Raw genomic sequence first — 14,269 nt, forward strand, 5'->3', positions numbered from 1 at the left:
TCTGAGTGATGAATTTTACGTAAAAGAAAAGCGCGTACTATCTCTAGTCGCGCTTGCGGAATCTTCTAACTTTCTGCATCCTGCAATTGAACTTAATCAACTCCTAATTTTTACTAATCCATGTTATTGCGCTGTTACTTATTCGTTCTGCACAATTTAGGCTATCCGGGCCTATATCCAATTGTATCCGTACGCCATTTTGGTAACGTCTATTACCCGTCCTTTACGCATCATCCTGATGCTATCCATTTATAAAACAGTTCCATTGTGGTGCCTTGAAGGCCTGTCCATGATTTTTCCTATTTTACATCCTGTATAACAACTCTCTTTCGAGCCCTGTTGTTAGTCCATTTCGCATCATCAGTGATGCTGTCCTCTTTTTACCAATCCCTTGTGTTACTCTTCCTGAGCCTGTCCGTATATCCTTGTTTCCAACTAAACCTTTCTTAACGATTATTGAGCTACTATTCCTTGTTGCAAACTTATCTAAGTTGTCTGCTTAACCGATAGAATAAGTATAGAGAGTTTATGCAAACAAAATAGGCGAAAAACTACATTCAAAATTTTACTGTTTAAATTGAAAATTAATTTAGTTATTATAAATCAGTTTCTTAGCTTTAATCTGGGTGATAATTAGTCATATTTATACTCAATAGCTGCCAGTAGCGTAAGAGATATCTCACAAGCAACTTCTGTATATGCTCTCTAACTAGATTTTAGGTGCACTTTAAGTGGGGAAAAGGTATTATTGATTGATAATAATTACTATTTGTGCGAGCACGATTTATGAAAAAAACATTAGCAGTTTTGATTGGACTTACAGTAGCAGCCCCTGCTTTGGCTGATGATGCAGTAAATATTTATTCTTTTCGTCAGCCATTTTTAATCCAGCCTATTTTGGATGATTTTACTAAGCAGACGGGCATTGAAACCAATGTCGTTTTCGCTAAAAAAGGGCTTATTGAACGAGTTAAGCGCGAAGGTAAACACAGTCGAGCAGATTTAGTTTTAACGTCCAATTTTAGTGATTTAGTCCAGTTAGACGAACTTAATTTAACGCAAACAATTAACAGTAAAACAGTTGATGAAAATGTTCCTGCAAAGTTCCGTGATAATGAAGGACAGTGGATAGCATTAACCAAGCGGGTGCGAAATGTTTATTCATCTAAAGATAGAATGGGACCGCTGGCAGATTTAAGTTATGAAGATTTAGCCTTACCAAAGTATAAAGGAAAACTGTGTACTCGTTCAGGTAAACATCCATACAACTTAGGTCTTGTTGCTTCTATGATTGCGCATCATGGCGAAGCTCAAACAAAGCAATGGCTTGAAGGTGTTAAAGCAAATTTAGCCCGTAAACCTCAAGGCAATGACCGCGCGCAAGTCAAAGCGGTAAAAGAAGGGTTATGTGACTTAGCTTTGGGCAATAGTTATTACTTTGGCAAAATGATTCAAGATCCAGCTCAAAAAACATGGGCTGATGCTGTAAATATAAACTTTCCAAATCAAAGTGATCGTGGCTCACATATTAATGTATCTGGTGTGGTTATGACCAAATACGCTAAAAATCCAGAAAATGCCTTGAAACTCATCGAGTTTATGACCGACAATAAGGCGCAAAATATGTATGCCTCGGTCAATATGGAATATCCGGTTAAACCAGGTGTGGAATTATCAAGTTTAGTGGCATCTTGGGGTAACTTTAAGGAAGACAGTTTACCACTGGATGAAATTAGCAAATATCGTCCGTTAGCGCTTAAGTTGATTGATGAGGTGAAGTTCGACCTTTAATGAGTTTAAAATTTTCACTGTCTCGATGGCAGTTATTTGCGTGGGTTATCGGTGTTGTACTGGTAACTCCGCTATGCTTTCTTTTATTTGAATCGCTGCAAGGCGATTCAGATGTTTTTAGCCACCTTTGGGATACCGTGTTGTGGGATTACGTACGCAATACTTTATTGTTGATCCTGGGTGTGTGTATTGTCAGTAGCGCAATTGCATTACCGCTAGGTTGGATCACCGCTTATTGTGATTTCCCTGGTAGAAAACAGTTTGAATGGGCCCTTATGCTGCCCCTTGCTATGCCAACCTATATAATTGCCTATGTATATACCGATTTACTTGATTATGCGGGGCCGATACAAGTCGCGCTTCGTGATTGGTTTGGTTGGCAATCCCCAAGTGATTATTGGTTTTTTGATATTCGAACGCTACCCGGCGCGATTATTATGATTGCCCTTGTTTTATACCCATATCTCTATTTAATTTTTAAAACCGCTTTACGTGAACAATCATTTAAGTTGGTACAAGCTAGCCAAATTATGGGACTGTCACCGTTTAAAAGCTTTTACCGTGTCAGTATGCCGTTAGCACGTGGTGCTATTGTTGCAGGTCTTGCGTTAATTAGCATGGAAACAATGGCTGACTTTGCCACTGTTAATTACTTTGCGGTGAGTACACTTACAACGGCTGTTTACGATACATGGCTTGGCTATTATTCCCTAACAGCAGCCGCTAAAATATCCGGTATTATGTTATTAATGCTATTTTTAGCGTTAATGTTAGAGCGCTTTAGTCGCCGTGAGCAAGCTGTTTATGAACGTCAATCAGGTGTTAATAGTGAAACACTGTATAGTTTAAAAGGGTTTTACGCCTGGTTAGCAACGCTGTTTTGTTGTGCCGTGTTATTTTTTGCTTTTATATTACCAGTTGCTGTACTGCTCAATTATGCTTTTGCGTATGCTGACCAAGCATGGAATGATGCGTTTTTCTTGTATGCTTGGCAAAGTTTTAAAGTGGCTGCAATTGTGTGTGTTATCACCATTGTATTAAGTCTATTAGTTGTTTTTTATCAACGCATCGCAAAGCAGCAATATCCACTCATACCTGGTCGACTGGCCAGTACGGGCTACGCATTACCTGGCACTGTTTTAGCTATTGCAGTGTTATTACCCTTAACAATGCTTGATGAGAGGCTTAATGTTTGGCTGGAACCATTTGGTTTTTCGCCAGGCTTACTACTTAGCGGTACTTTATTTGCCATAATCTTTGCATATGTTGTACGATTTTACGCCATTGCCCATGGCGCTGTTGAAGCGAGCTTTATGCGTATTAGCCCTTCGTTAGATATGGCTAGCCAATCAATGGGAAAAAGCCAAGGACAAACGTTAACAAAGGTGCATATTCCTCTGTTGCGCCGTGGTATTCTAACAGCTGGTTTGTTGGTATTTATTGAGTGTATGAAAGAGCTTCCGGCGGCATTATTACTTAGGCCTTTTAATTTTGAAACCCTTGCAACGCATGTGTTTCAATATGTGAGTGATGAGCAGTTAGAGCTTGCTTCAATTTCAGCGCTCTCGATTGTTTTAGTGGGGCTTGTGCCATTGTACCTTGTTAACCGCTCAATGGAGCAACGTAGTTAAATGAGTAGTTTAGTTTTAGAAAATTTATCGTACCAATATAACGGTACTTCAGTGATTGAACACTTAAACTTAACTGTTGCAAAGGATGAGATTGTTTGCCTGCTTGGTGCCAGTGGCTGTGGTAAAACGACCACGTTAAAAGCTATTGCAGGCATTATTGAAGCGAAGCAGGGAAAAGTATTTATTGACTCAAAGTTAGTGTCGGATGAGCAGTCATTTTTAGCACCAGAGCATCGTAATATAGGCATGATGTTTCAAGATTATGCGTTATTCCCACACTTAACGGTTGCTGATAATATTGCTTTTGGCCTAACAAACATGACTAAAGCGCAAAAAAAAGAACGTGTGACTGAAATGCTGGAGCTAGTTCATTTACTTGGGTGTGCAACACGTTTTCCTCACCAACTATCTGGTGGGCAGCAGCAGCGCGTAGCCATTGCTAGAGCACTCGCTTACAAGCCTAGTTTACTGTTACTAGATGAGCCATTTTCCAATATCGACACGCAGGTACGCTTTGAGTTGATTGCAGATATTCGCCGTATAATAAAAAATCAGCAAGTTTCAGCAGTATTTGTTACTCACTCAAAAGAAGAGGCATTTGCATTTTCAGATAGTTTAGCTGTCATGCACGAAGGTAAAATTGCGCAACAAGGCTCTCCTGAACAGCTTTTTAGTATGCCAAATTCAAAGGTAGTTGCGGAATTTCTCGGTCAGGGCATATACTTAGATGCGAAAGCAGTTACAGCAACAGAGTATTCAACCTGTTTTGGGCAGGTTAAATCCTTGCAAGCACATAACCATAAATCAGATATAGGGCAGTTATATATTCGCCCACATCATTTAGTTTTATCTGCTGTTTCAGAATCAGATAGCCACCCAGTGACCATATTAAGTCAGCGCTTTATTGGCTCATCTAATGTGTTTAAGGTGGCATTATGTGGTCAAGAGATAGAAGTTGCTGCCGAGCTAAGCCAGTCATTTAATATAAATGAACAGGTAACAATAAAAATAAAACCACACACGGTAAATTTTTTCGCTGATTAATTATCAAAGTGTAATGCTGTGTACAACCTAGAGTTAAGGAATCACCATGGCGCAAGCGCAATCAGGGATTTGTGCTGAAGCAAACTTACACGGTTTGCATTTGTTTTTTAATGTATTTGATGGTCATGACGAGTCACTACGTAAAAAGCTAAAGCGTGTTAGCATTATTCAAGATGAATTCTCAGATCAGTTTTCAGAATCAATGCTCTCAAGCTTTGTTGCTGTAGGTGCGCAATATTGGCCCCACATACTCCCTGAGTTTATTCCTAGTCAACTACAAAGCTTTCCTAATATTACTCACAATGATCACGTTATGGCAGCACAGCCATTCGATTTGTTTGTTCAGATTCGCTCAGATAGAGAGGATGTAAATCACTTATTTGCGTTACAGATTCTAAAGCTATTTTCACCTGATGTTGAGTTGGTTGAGCAAGTTCGTAATTTTAGGTTTTTAGATGGCCGTGATTTTAATGGTTTTATACTTGGTGGCGACACACCACATGGGCGACAAAAGCGAGCCACCGCATTGGTTCATAAGGCTGATAACTTTGAAGATCAGGGGAGTTATATACATGTCCAGCGTTATAAACATGATTTGACAGTATGGCAGCATTTATCGTTACATGAGCAAGAGCAAATTATGGGGCGAACCCGCCTCGACAATACGCCATTGAACCCTGAGGTTCAAACTAGTCATGCAGCACGAACGGAGCTCAAAGATGAGCAAGGGCATCCATTATTACTTAACCAAAGTATGCCATATGGCGATGTTCATGAGCAGGGGGTATTAGCAATACACTGTGCTGCAAATGGTAGTGTATTTGAAAAGGTGCTGCAAAGCCGATTGGGGCAAGGGGAATATTATGACCACTGGCTTGATTTTACTCAAGCAGACATGGGATCCGCATTTTTTGCCCCATCGATTAACTTTTTAAAACAGTTATAACTTAACCTGAGGTTTGGGTTATTTATACAGTATCAAATAAGATTCGCACACGTTCCAATGTCACGTCAATTTCAGATATTTTGGCTGGTGCAATAAAAATGGTATCGTCACCTGCAATCGTTCCTAGTACGCCATCAGCTTTACCTAATGAGTCTAATAAACGGGCTATTAACTGTGCAGCACCGGGGCTTGTACGGATTATAATCATCATTTCATTATGCATGATATCAATGACTAATTGACGAAGTGGGCTTTTTGCTGTCGGCACCCCCATCTCAGCCGGTAAGCAATAAACCATCTCTTGTTTAGCATTACGAGTTCGTACGGCACCAAATTTACTTAACATGCGTGACACTTTACTTTGGCTTATGTTATCAAAACCTTGGTCTTTTAATGCGTCAACAATCTCACCTTGGGACCCAAAGTTTTCTTCTTTTAAAAGTGATTTAAAAGCTTTAACTAGCGCTTCTTGTTTATCTTGTGGTTGCATGTTGTTGTCTGCTTTGTTATTTGATGCTCTAAATTCTACACAAAAATGCATACTTATGCAGTAGTTGTTTTTATTACTGAATAAAAGGCATAAATAGCTGCTTGAGAATGATTTATTATCTCTTGCTCAAGTTATTTACAACTATGGTCGAAATTATGTGCAAAATAAGCAGGATAAATTTGTCTTTAGCCGTTAATTTCTTTATCTTAGTGCCACAAATATTTTCTACCTTAAATTACGGAGAATTCCAATGAAAGTTGCTGTATTAGGTGCTGCAGGCGGTATCGGTCAAGCGTTGTCTTTATTACTAAAAACAGGTTTACCAGCAGGTTCTGAGTTATCACTTTATGATGTTGCCCCAGTTGTTCCTGGTGTTGCTGTTGACCTTTCTCACATCCCAACTGATGTTAAAGTTGCTGGTTTCGGTGCCGATGCACTAGATCAAGCATTAACTGGTTGTGACATTGTACTTATTCCAGCTGGTATGCCACGTAAGCCAGGTATGGACCGTGCTGATTTATTCAACGTAAATGCTGGTATCATTAAAACATTAGCTGAAGGTATTGTTGCTAACTGTCCTAAAGCATTGGTAGGTATCATCACTAACCCAGTAAACGGTACAGTGCCAATTGTTGCTGAAGTATTCAAAAAAGCGGGTACTTACGATGCAAACCGTGTTTTTGGTATCACAACACTTGACGTAATTCGTTCAGAAGCATTCATCGCTGAGCTTAAAGGTGTTGATGTTGCTTCAGTTAAAGTACCTGTTATTGGTGGTCACTCAGGCACAACAATCCTTCCATTACTTTCTCAAGTTGAAGGTGTTACTTTCACTGATGAGGAAGTTGCAGCACTTACTCCACGTATCCAAAATGCGGGTACTGAAGTAGTAAATGCTAAAGCGGGTGGTGGTTCAGCTACATTATCAATGGGCGCAGCAGCAGCACGTTTTTGTATGTCTTTAGTAAAAGGCCTACAAGGTGAAGACGTTGTAGATTATGCATACGTAGCTGTTGAAGATGGCGATGCAGAATACTTTGCACACCCAGTACGTTTAGGCAAAAACGGCGTAGAAGAAATTCTTTCTTACGGTGAACTAAGTGCGTTTGAGCAACAAGCTAAAAACGACATGCTAGATACACTGAAAAAAGACATTCAAGAAGGTGTTGATTTCATCAACGCATAATCTTGCCATTATCGCCAAGCAGTTGGCGGTAATAAAAAAGCCTGCAATTGCAGGCTTTTTTTATGCTCGAAATCAAATCATTAATTTTAGTGACTACGATCAACCGCAATACGGGCTAGGCTAACTAACGCTTCTTTATAAGGTGAATCAGCTAACACAGATAAACAGGAAATAGCTTTATCTGCTTCTTCGTCTGCTTTATTCATAGTAAACTCAAGTGCATTTGTTTCTCGTAGAGCGCATAGAATTGCTTCTAAATGATCCATTCCATTGCTGTGCTCTATAGCGTCGCGGATTAACTGAACCTGCTCTGCATTTCCTTGCTGCATTGCATAAATAAGTGGCAGGGTAGGCTTACCTTCCGCGAGATCATCCCCAATATTTTTGCCTAATTGTTCAGCATCAGCATTGTAGTCAAGTACATCATCTACTAACTGAAATGCGGTGCCTAAATGCATGCCGTACAGATTGAGCGCTTTTAGCGTTGCTTCGTCTTGTTCAGTAATAACTGCTGCAAGCCCTGTCGCTGCTTCAAATAGCTTAGCTGTTTTTGAGTAGATAACCTGCATGTAGCTGTCTTCAGTCGTGTCAGGGTCATTGCAATTCATTAATTGCAGGACTTCACCTTCAGCGATTACGTTGGTTGCATCAGCAAGTATTTGCATGACTTGCATTTTGCCAATGCCAACCATGAGCTGAAAAGAGCGAGTATAGATAAAGTCACCAACAAGAACACTTGCAGCATTACCAAACTCAGCATTTGCAGTGGGTGTGCCACGGCGTAAGTTAGATTCATCAACAACGTCATCATGCAGCAAGGTTGCTGTGTGGATAAACTCCACAATGGTCGCCAGTGTAATATGATCACACCCTTTATAGCCAAGTGCTTTAGCGGCTAAAATAGCCAACATAGGGCGAACTCGCTTGCCACCACTATTTACTATATATAAGCCAAGTTGATTGACTAATGCTACATCAGAGCGCATTTGTGCGTGAATAAGTTGATTGACGTCATTCATATCGTTTTCGATTAACGTCTGGATAGCTTTTATATCCATTGATCTCCGAGCCAATTTTAATGGGTATACGGTGCCGATTGTACAACAAAAAACGCGCTTGCTCGATGTTTTGTGACAATTCGCTGAAAAAACAGGTTTAAAATACTAAATTTAGCCTTTATTACGAGAGATAACTTAAAAGTGGTGATAATTCACGCGGTTGTTTTTTATTCATCAAGCGATATTTAGTTGCTGTAATTTATTTGTCATCATGGACAAAAAAGCACTTGGCATAATGCTAATTTAATATAAAATAGGTGAAAATATTGAATTGCTCTCAAAGCAGCTATTTTTTATTCATTTAATTAAAAAACGGGCTTGCTAGTTTTTGCACATTAGCGTAAACTTCGCGCCCTATTGAAGAATATTTTAGTTGCGTCGATTTGAGGGCGCACAGACGGAGTTAATTATGTACGCGGTTTTCCAAAGTGGTGGTAAACAGCACCGTGTGACTGAAGGTCAAACAATTCGTCTTGAGAAATTAGACGTTGAGACTGGTGCAGCAGTTGAATTTGATTCAGTACTTTTAGTTGCTGATGGTGAGAAAATCGAGATCGGTGTACCGTTCGTAAACGGTGGTAAAGTAACAGCTGAGGTTGTTTCACATGGTCGCGGTGAGAAAATTAAGGTTGTTAAATTTAGACGCCGTAAGCATTCTCGTAAGCAAATGGGCCATCGTCAATGGTTCACAGAAGTTAAAATCACTGGCATTAGCGCTTAATTAGAGGTACTTAGAAATGGCACATAAAAAAGCAGCTGGTAGTACTCGTAACGGTCGCGATTCAGAAAGCAAACGCCTAGGTGTTAAGCGTTTTGGTGGCGAATCAGTTCTAGCGGGTAGCATCATTGTACGTCAACGTGGTACTCGTTTCCACGCTGGCGCAAACGTAGGTATCGGTAAAGACCACACTATCTTCGCAAAAGCAGATGGTAAAGTTCAGTTTGAACAAAAAGGTCCTTTAAACCGTAAATACGTAAGCATCGTATCTGAGTAATCAGAGCCGGTTCTTAAAAACCCCGCCTTTGCGGGGTTTTTTGTTTTAAGCCTCTGTAAATATATACCCAAGCCTGCAATTAAGTTGGCTTGGGTATATAATAGTGTTATTAACAAGCCAATCCTAAAGTGAGTAATCATGAAGTTTGTAGATGAAGTAGAAATTCGCGCAGAAGCTGGTGACGGTGGCAGCGGTATCGTGTCTTTCCGTCGTGAAAAATATGTGCCGGACGGTGGCCCTGATGGCGGCGATGGCGGTGATGGTGGCAGTGTTTATCTACAAGCGGATGAAAACTTAAATACCTTAATAGATTACCAATTTGAGCGCTTTCATCGTGCTGAGCGTGGAACGAATGGCCAAAGCCGTAATTGTACAGGTAAAAAAGGTGAAGACCTTTACATAAAAGTGCCTGTGGGTACGCGTGTAACTGATGTTGATACACAAGAGTCATTAGGTGATTTAACTCAGGATGGTCAGCGTTTAGTTGTTGCTAAAGGTGGTTTTCATGGCTTAGGAAACGCACGCTTTAAATCAAGTACTAACCGCGCGCCACGCCAAAAAACGTTAGGTACGCCTGGTGAAGTTCGTATGCTAAAGCTTGAGCTAATGCTATTAGCTGATGTTGGCTTGCTTGGGTTACCAAATGCAGGTAAATCTACTTTTATTCGCAGCGTATCTGCTGCAAAACCAAAAGTAGCTGATTATCCGTTCACTACACTTATCCCTAATTTAGGGGTTGTTCGTCCTGATGCGAATAAGTCTTTTGTTATTGCAGATATACCTGGTTTAATAGAAGGTGCATCTGATGGAGCTGGCTTAGGTATTCGATTCTTAAAGCATCTTGAGCGCTGTCGTGTGCTATTGCATATAATCGACATTATGCCTGTGGATGGTTCAAGCCCTGTTGATAATGCATTTGCCATTATTAATGAGTTGCATCAATACAGCCCTAAGCTTGCTGAAAAGCCACGTTGGTTAGTATTTAATAAAATAGACTTATTGCCTGAGGATGAAGTGCAGGTATTGTGTGAGCAAATTGCCGAAGAGTTGGGTGAAGAAACAAATATCTACCGTATTTCTGCAGTTAATAAGCAAAATACGCAAGCACTTTGCCATGATATTATGGCGTTGCTTGATAGTATGCCTAAAGAAAAGTTTGTCCCAATCGAGGATGAAGAGGTTGAATTTAAGTGGGATACTTACCATAAAGATGCAACCAAACATACTGATGACGATGATTGGGAAGATTGGGACGAAGATGATTACGACGTAGAAGTTGTTTACGAGCGTTAATAGAAAATAGATTTATATAAAAAGGAGCTTATGCTCCTTTTTTCTTTATTCATTAAAAAGTATTAGGTGGTTTTGTGAAAATTTCAATGATTGCAGCAATGGCTAATAACCGTATTATTGGTAATGACAATAAAATGCCATGGCATTTACCTGCAGACTTGCAGCACTTTAAGCAAGTGACGATGAGTAAACCCGTGATCATGGGACGAAAAACATTTGAATCAATTGGGCGCCCACTTCCTGGTAGACAAAATATCATCATAAGTCGTAACGAGACATATAGTGTGCCCGGTATTGAAGTGGTCAAATCACCTGAAGAGGCGTTAGCATTAGTGAGTAATGTTGATGAAGTAATGATTATTGGTGGTGGGAATATTTATCAGCAGTTTTTGGATAAAGCGACTACACTTTACTTAACGTTCATCGAACTTGATGTAGCTGGCGACACCCAGTTTCCAGATTACGAGGAAGTAGCTGATTGGCAGATCATTGAAGAGTGCGTTAACGCCCCTGATGATAAAAATTTACATCAGTATAAATTCGTAACTTTAGATAAAGTTGGGTAACATTATTGCGATTAATCTTATAGATTGGTACAATATTAAACAATCGATATAGGTAAAAAGTATTACTTAAGGGTCTCTAATGGTTAAATTATCAACATTACTAGTTGTTACTGCGGTGGTTTCTGGGTCTTTTGCTTTTAGTGTACCAGCTAAAGCCAATGATCAGTTAGCTGTGTCTATTTGTGAGTATATAGCTGCAGATGATAAAAATCGCCTTCGTAGCAAGTTAAAAAGCTCTCGTGTGAAAATTCGTAACGTATACGATGCAATTCAGTGTGATGGAAACAACTTAGTACGCCATGCTATTGCAAGCAATGCAGTTGATGCGGGTGAGTTTGTTGTTAAAAACCTTTCTAAAAGTTCTTTAGAAGACGGCGCAGACATCGCGTGGGCTGAATCTAATGGACATGGCGGCTCTGCGCTCATCGCAGCAATTAAAGACCGTGCTGGCTTATAATAACCTTATAGGTTATTAGTAAAAACCGCGTTTATCGCGGTTTTTTTGTGTCTATTACTTATATACTTTAATATATTTATATAACTTTGAGTGAAATCTTTTAAGGATCTAGCCCATTGATTACATGCTGGCTAGTTAGTAGGCCATGAATACTATTCTTTTTCTGCATCTATATTTTAATCTAACGTTACGCTAAAGTGAGATATGCATAGAGTAAGGGAAGGCTATAAATGCTTAATCGATTAAAGGGATATGCTACCAAGGGGCTGTGGCAGTCATTAGCAATTATAATTGTAATGTTTACTGCTGGGCCAGAGATAGTCATTAGTATGGAGCTAATAGCGTTAGTAGAGGTAATGGGGGCTTCCAGCTTTGTGTTAATGTATTTTTCTGGGCTAAGATTAGCATGTAACAACACGCTCAACGGACTCAGTAAGTTTGAATGCTACTCCTTATTTTTTATTCCTAGCTTTGCAAACCTACGGCACATGCCTGGCCTTTTATATCACATCATTCCACATCGGCTTTGCGTCGTAAGTTTTTTAAGTGTAATAACAGCTGTAGTGTTATTGAGCTATATTCAACTATTATTTAGTGTATAAATTAGGTATTAAAAAGCCGCATTTGATTTCTCAAATACGGCTTTTTACTATTTTATTTAACTGATAAATTACACTTTAAATTCATCAACTGATAAGCGTAACTCTTCTGCTAGTTTTGCAACTTCAGAGCTAGATATATTGGTCTGATTCGCACCCTCTGCAGTTTGCTCTGCAATTGCAACGATTGACTCAAGTCGTTCACTTATCTCTTGAGATACTTGCTGTTGTTCCTGCGCTGCAGTTGAAATCTCTTCACTGACATCGTGGGCTTGCGCCACCGCTGCGGTAATTGAGTCCAAAGCCGTGTTTGCTAAATCTGATTGCTCGACACATGACTCAGCTTGTTGCTTGCCTTTTGACATTGCAGATACAGCTGCTTCAGCACCACTTTGTAACGACTCAATCATAGCTTGAATCTCTTGAGTCGACTCTTGTGTCTTGCTGGCAAGAGAACGTACCTCATCAGCTACAACGGCAAAGCCACGGCCTTGCTCACCGGCTCGTGCAGCCTCAATAGCAGCATTAAGTGCGAGTAAATTAGTTTGGTCTGCAATACCGCGAATAACATCAAGTATGCTACCGATTGATGCACTGTCCTGATGAAGCTTATTAATAACTTGCGATGCATCATCTACCTCGCGGGCAAGCTGTTCAATTGTTGCTTTGTTTTGGCTTGAAATACCTTTAACGCGATCAGCTTCTTTATCTGCATTTTTTATTTCTTTAAGTGCTTGTTGAGCGCTGCTGCTTACAGTTTGAGAGGTACTACTCATTTCGGTTGTTGCAGTTGCCGCCTGCTCAACCTGCGCTTGTTGATTACGAATTGCTTGGCTAGATTCGCCAGTAATCGCTGATGTTTCTTCTGAAGCTGCTGCAAGCTGAGTTGAACGCGAAATAATGCCCCTGATCAAGCTTCTCAAGCTATCAATAAGCGTGTTACAGCTGCGAGATAGTTCACCAAACTCATCCTGTGCTGTATCGTCCAGGCGTTGTGTCATATCGCCGCTCGCTACAATATCAAGCACACGGTTTACTTCAGCCAATGGTTTGGTAATTCGGCTAACAGTAATGTATGCAACAATAATAGCAAGTAAGGTGGCGCTTATCATACCTGCCCATGTCCATAAATTTGCTGAGCTTACATCACTACTAACGCCTTTTTGTAATTCAAAGGCAACGTTACTCGCTTGACTCACTAATTCATTAAGCTGTTTAAGCGCCTTCGTTGTTGCTGTTTCAGCTTCTGCCAGCTCAGATTTTGTCATCGCTATTGTATCAATTAAGCGCTTTTTGTTAGTAGATAAGCTGTTATTACCTCTTACATTATCTTTAATTGATACAAAGTAATTATTTAAGTCATCAAATAGGTCTGGGTCATTTGCTTCAACCGCAGGCTTTAATAGGTTAATACTTCTTTCGATTTCTTCAAGGAAGTAAATTTGTTCATTTTTTACTATATCAAGCGTGTTTTGTGTTTTTACCGTGAGCATATCTGTGCTGGTTGTTACTAACGATAAAAAGTTGTTCTCAAGCATGTTCGCAGCTTGATAAGCGCGAGAGTCGCTTTCTTCGAGTCCGTCAATATCAATGATATCAAGCACAACAGAGTTAGCATCCTCAGCCGCTAATTCAATTGTTTCCAACTGCATTTTTAGCTCTTTATTAAGTCTTAGTTCAGCTGCTTTATCGTTTAATAGGGCTTGGACTGAAGCGGTAAATTCATTATAGGTTTGCTCTACATCACGACTACTTTTACTAAGTTGCGCATTGTTAGCAACCACTTGTTTGAGTTGAGACTGAGAACGGTCGAATTGTACTTTACGCTCTTGTATCGATTTTTTTATTGGTTCTAACTCTGCACTAGATGTAGTGTAAAAACTGGCTTGTGCAGCCTTACTCATAAGGATGAACTCAACCTGAAGCTCTGAGCTTTCTTCTAAAGCAGGTAAAGATAACTGGTTGACCTGTTGCGCAGAGTTATTAATGTTTGCAATTCTGAACAGAGAGTTCCCACCAATTAAGAGAAGCAATAAGGTGATGCAGATAAATCCACCCCAGATGCGTTGGCTAACAGTTAAGTTCATATGAATTTCCATAAAAGAGTAATGATTAGACTTTATCGGCTTAATTGCAGATAAGTTAAGTAATTAAATTTAATTACTTTTAACATTTATTATACTAAATCTAACAGAGAATGGCTTTTTTTTCAG

At 39.8% G+C, this 14,269-nt stretch carries 13 protein-coding genes; 10 read left to right on the top strand and 3 right to left on the bottom strand.

The features are described from left to right. Positions 1-786 precede the first annotated feature (786 nt). From ACFI4Z_RS09190 to ACFI4Z_RS09205, 4 genes are read left to right on the top strand one after another with little or no spacing between them, the layout of a single operon-like run. Positions 787-1,791, top strand: coding sequence for a Fe(3+) ABC transporter substrate-binding protein (locus ACFI4Z_RS09190; RefSeq protein WP_462670320.1), 1,005 nt, complete (start codon positions 787-789; stop codon positions 1,789-1,791). Continuing rightward, positions 1,791-3,422 carry an ABC transporter permease gene (locus ACFI4Z_RS09195; protein WP_462670321.1) on the top strand — a complete coding sequence of 544 codons (1,632 nt, stop codon included), beginning with the start codon at positions 1,791-1,793 and terminating at the stop codon, positions 3,420-3,422. Before ACFI4Z_RS09190 ends, ACFI4Z_RS09195 begins: the two co-directional genes overlap by 1 nt. Further along, positions 3,423-4,466, top strand: a complete 1,044-nt coding sequence (locus ACFI4Z_RS09200) for an ABC transporter ATP-binding protein (RefSeq protein ID WP_462670322.1) — start codon at positions 3,423-3,425, stop codon at positions 4,464-4,466. Positions 4,467-4,512: 46 nt separating this feature from the next. After that, positions 4,513-5,412: a Dyp-type peroxidase gene (locus ACFI4Z_RS09205; RefSeq protein ID WP_462670323.1), complete on the top strand. Its 900-nt coding sequence runs from the start codon at positions 4,513-4,515 to the stop codon at positions 5,410-5,412. 22 nt (positions 5,413-5,434) lie between these two features. Here the strand turns inward: ACFI4Z_RS09205 and argR are convergent, their stop codons facing one another. Beyond that, positions 5,435-5,902 (bottom strand): transcriptional regulator ArgR, encoded by a 468-nt coding sequence (gene argR, locus ACFI4Z_RS09210; RefSeq protein WP_002957753.1) that lies wholly within the window; start codon positions 5,900-5,902, stop codon positions 5,435-5,437. A gap of 250 nt (positions 5,903-6,152) precedes the next feature. On the opposite strand from argR, the gene mdh reads away from it, so the two are divergent. Continuing rightward, positions 6,153-7,088 (top strand): malate dehydrogenase, encoded by a 936-nt coding sequence (gene mdh / locus ACFI4Z_RS09215; protein WP_099294685.1) that lies wholly within the window; start codon positions 6,153-6,155, stop codon positions 7,086-7,088. A gap of 86 nt (positions 7,089-7,174) precedes the next feature. Here the strand turns inward: mdh and ispB are convergent, their stop codons facing one another. Next, positions 7,175-8,146 (bottom strand): octaprenyl diphosphate synthase, encoded by a 972-nt coding sequence (ispB, locus tag ACFI4Z_RS09220; protein WP_462670324.1) that lies wholly within the window; start codon positions 8,144-8,146, stop codon positions 7,175-7,177. Between the two features lie 409 nt (positions 8,147-8,555). Between ispB and rplU the strand changes: the two genes are divergently transcribed. The 5 genes from rplU to ACFI4Z_RS09245 all read left to right on the top strand — a co-directional run bounded on the left by rplU (position 8,556) and on the right by ACFI4Z_RS09245 (position 11,457). Next, a complete protein-coding gene (gene rplU / locus ACFI4Z_RS09225) occupies positions 8,556-8,867 on the top strand; it encodes a 50S ribosomal protein L21 (protein ID WP_004587921.1) in 312 nt (103 codons plus the stop codon). 16 nt (positions 8,868-8,883) lie between these two features. Beyond that, positions 8,884-9,141, top strand: coding sequence for a 50S ribosomal protein L27 (gene rpmA, locus ACFI4Z_RS09230; protein WP_087531066.1), 258 nt, complete (start codon positions 8,884-8,886; stop codon positions 9,139-9,141). Positions 9,142-9,279: 138 nt separating this feature from the next. Beyond that, on the top strand, positions 9,280-10,434 hold the full coding sequence (gene cgtA / locus ACFI4Z_RS09235; protein ID WP_462670325.1) for an Obg family GTPase CgtA: 1,155 nt from the start codon (positions 9,280-9,282) through the stop codon (positions 10,432-10,434). Positions 10,435-10,520: 86 nt separating this feature from the next. Next, the gene (gene folA, locus ACFI4Z_RS09240) at positions 10,521-11,000 is read left to right on the top strand and encodes a type 3 dihydrofolate reductase (protein ID WP_462670425.1); all 480 of its coding nucleotides are present in this window, start codon (positions 10,521-10,523) and stop codon (positions 10,998-11,000) included. Positions 11,001-11,079: 79 nt separating this feature from the next. After that, positions 11,080-11,457, top strand: a complete 378-nt coding sequence (locus ACFI4Z_RS09245) for a DUF3718 domain-containing protein (RefSeq protein WP_462670326.1) — start codon at positions 11,080-11,082, stop codon at positions 11,455-11,457. Positions 11,458-12,127: 670 nt separating this feature from the next. Here the strand turns inward: ACFI4Z_RS09245 and ACFI4Z_RS09250 are convergent. Next, on the bottom strand, positions 12,128-14,143 hold the full coding sequence (locus ACFI4Z_RS09250) for a methyl-accepting chemotaxis protein (protein ID WP_462670327.1): 2,016 nt from the start codon (positions 14,141-14,143) through the stop codon (positions 12,128-12,130). Positions 14,144-14,269: the final 126 nt, after the last annotated feature.

It is taken from the genome of Pseudoalteromonas sp. RWi3, assembly GCF_054960735.1.

What these genes read in the sequence shown, in the direction of transcription:
- cgtA (WP_462670325.1), top strand. Translation starts at nt 9,280, where the DNA reads ATGAAGTTTGTAGATGAAGTAGAAATTCGCGCAGAAGCTGGTGACGGT.
- ACFI4Z_RS09250 (WP_462670327.1), bottom strand. Translation starts at nt 14,143, where the DNA reads ATGAACTTAACTGTTAGCCAACGCATCTGGGGTGGATTTATCTGCATC.
- folA (WP_462670425.1), top strand. Translation starts at nt 10,521, where the DNA reads ATGATTGCAGCAATGGCTAATAACCGTATTATTGGTAATGACAATAAA.
- argR (WP_002957753.1), bottom strand. Translation starts at nt 5,902, where the DNA reads ATGCAACCACAAGATAAACAAGAAGCGCTAGTTAAAGCTTTTAAATCA.
- ACFI4Z_RS09190 (WP_462670320.1), top strand. Translation starts at nt 787, where the DNA reads ATGAAAAAAACATTAGCAGTTTTGATTGGACTTACAGTAGCAGCCCCT.
- rplU (WP_004587921.1), top strand. Translation starts at nt 8,556, where the DNA reads ATGTACGCGGTTTTCCAAAGTGGTGGTAAACAGCACCGTGTGACTGAA.
- ACFI4Z_RS09195 (WP_462670321.1), top strand. Translation starts at nt 1,791, where the DNA reads ATGAGTTTAAAATTTTCACTGTCTCGATGGCAGTTATTTGCGTGGGTT.
- ACFI4Z_RS09245 (WP_462670326.1), top strand. Translation starts at nt 11,080, where the DNA reads ATGGTTAAATTATCAACATTACTAGTTGTTACTGCGGTGGTTTCTGGG.
- rpmA (WP_087531066.1), top strand. Translation starts at nt 8,884, where the DNA reads ATGGCACATAAAAAAGCAGCTGGTAGTACTCGTAACGGTCGCGATTCA.
- ACFI4Z_RS09200 (WP_462670322.1), top strand. Translation starts at nt 3,423, where the DNA reads ATGAGTAGTTTAGTTTTAGAAAATTTATCGTACCAATATAACGGTACT.
- ispB (WP_462670324.1), bottom strand. Translation starts at nt 8,146, where the DNA reads ATGGATATAAAAGCTATCCAGACGTTAATCGAAAACGATATGAATGAC.
- mdh (WP_099294685.1), top strand. Translation starts at nt 6,153, where the DNA reads ATGAAAGTTGCTGTATTAGGTGCTGCAGGCGGTATCGGTCAAGCGTTG.
- ACFI4Z_RS09205 (WP_462670323.1), top strand. Translation starts at nt 4,513, where the DNA reads ATGGCGCAAGCGCAATCAGGGATTTGTGCTGAAGCAAACTTACACGGT.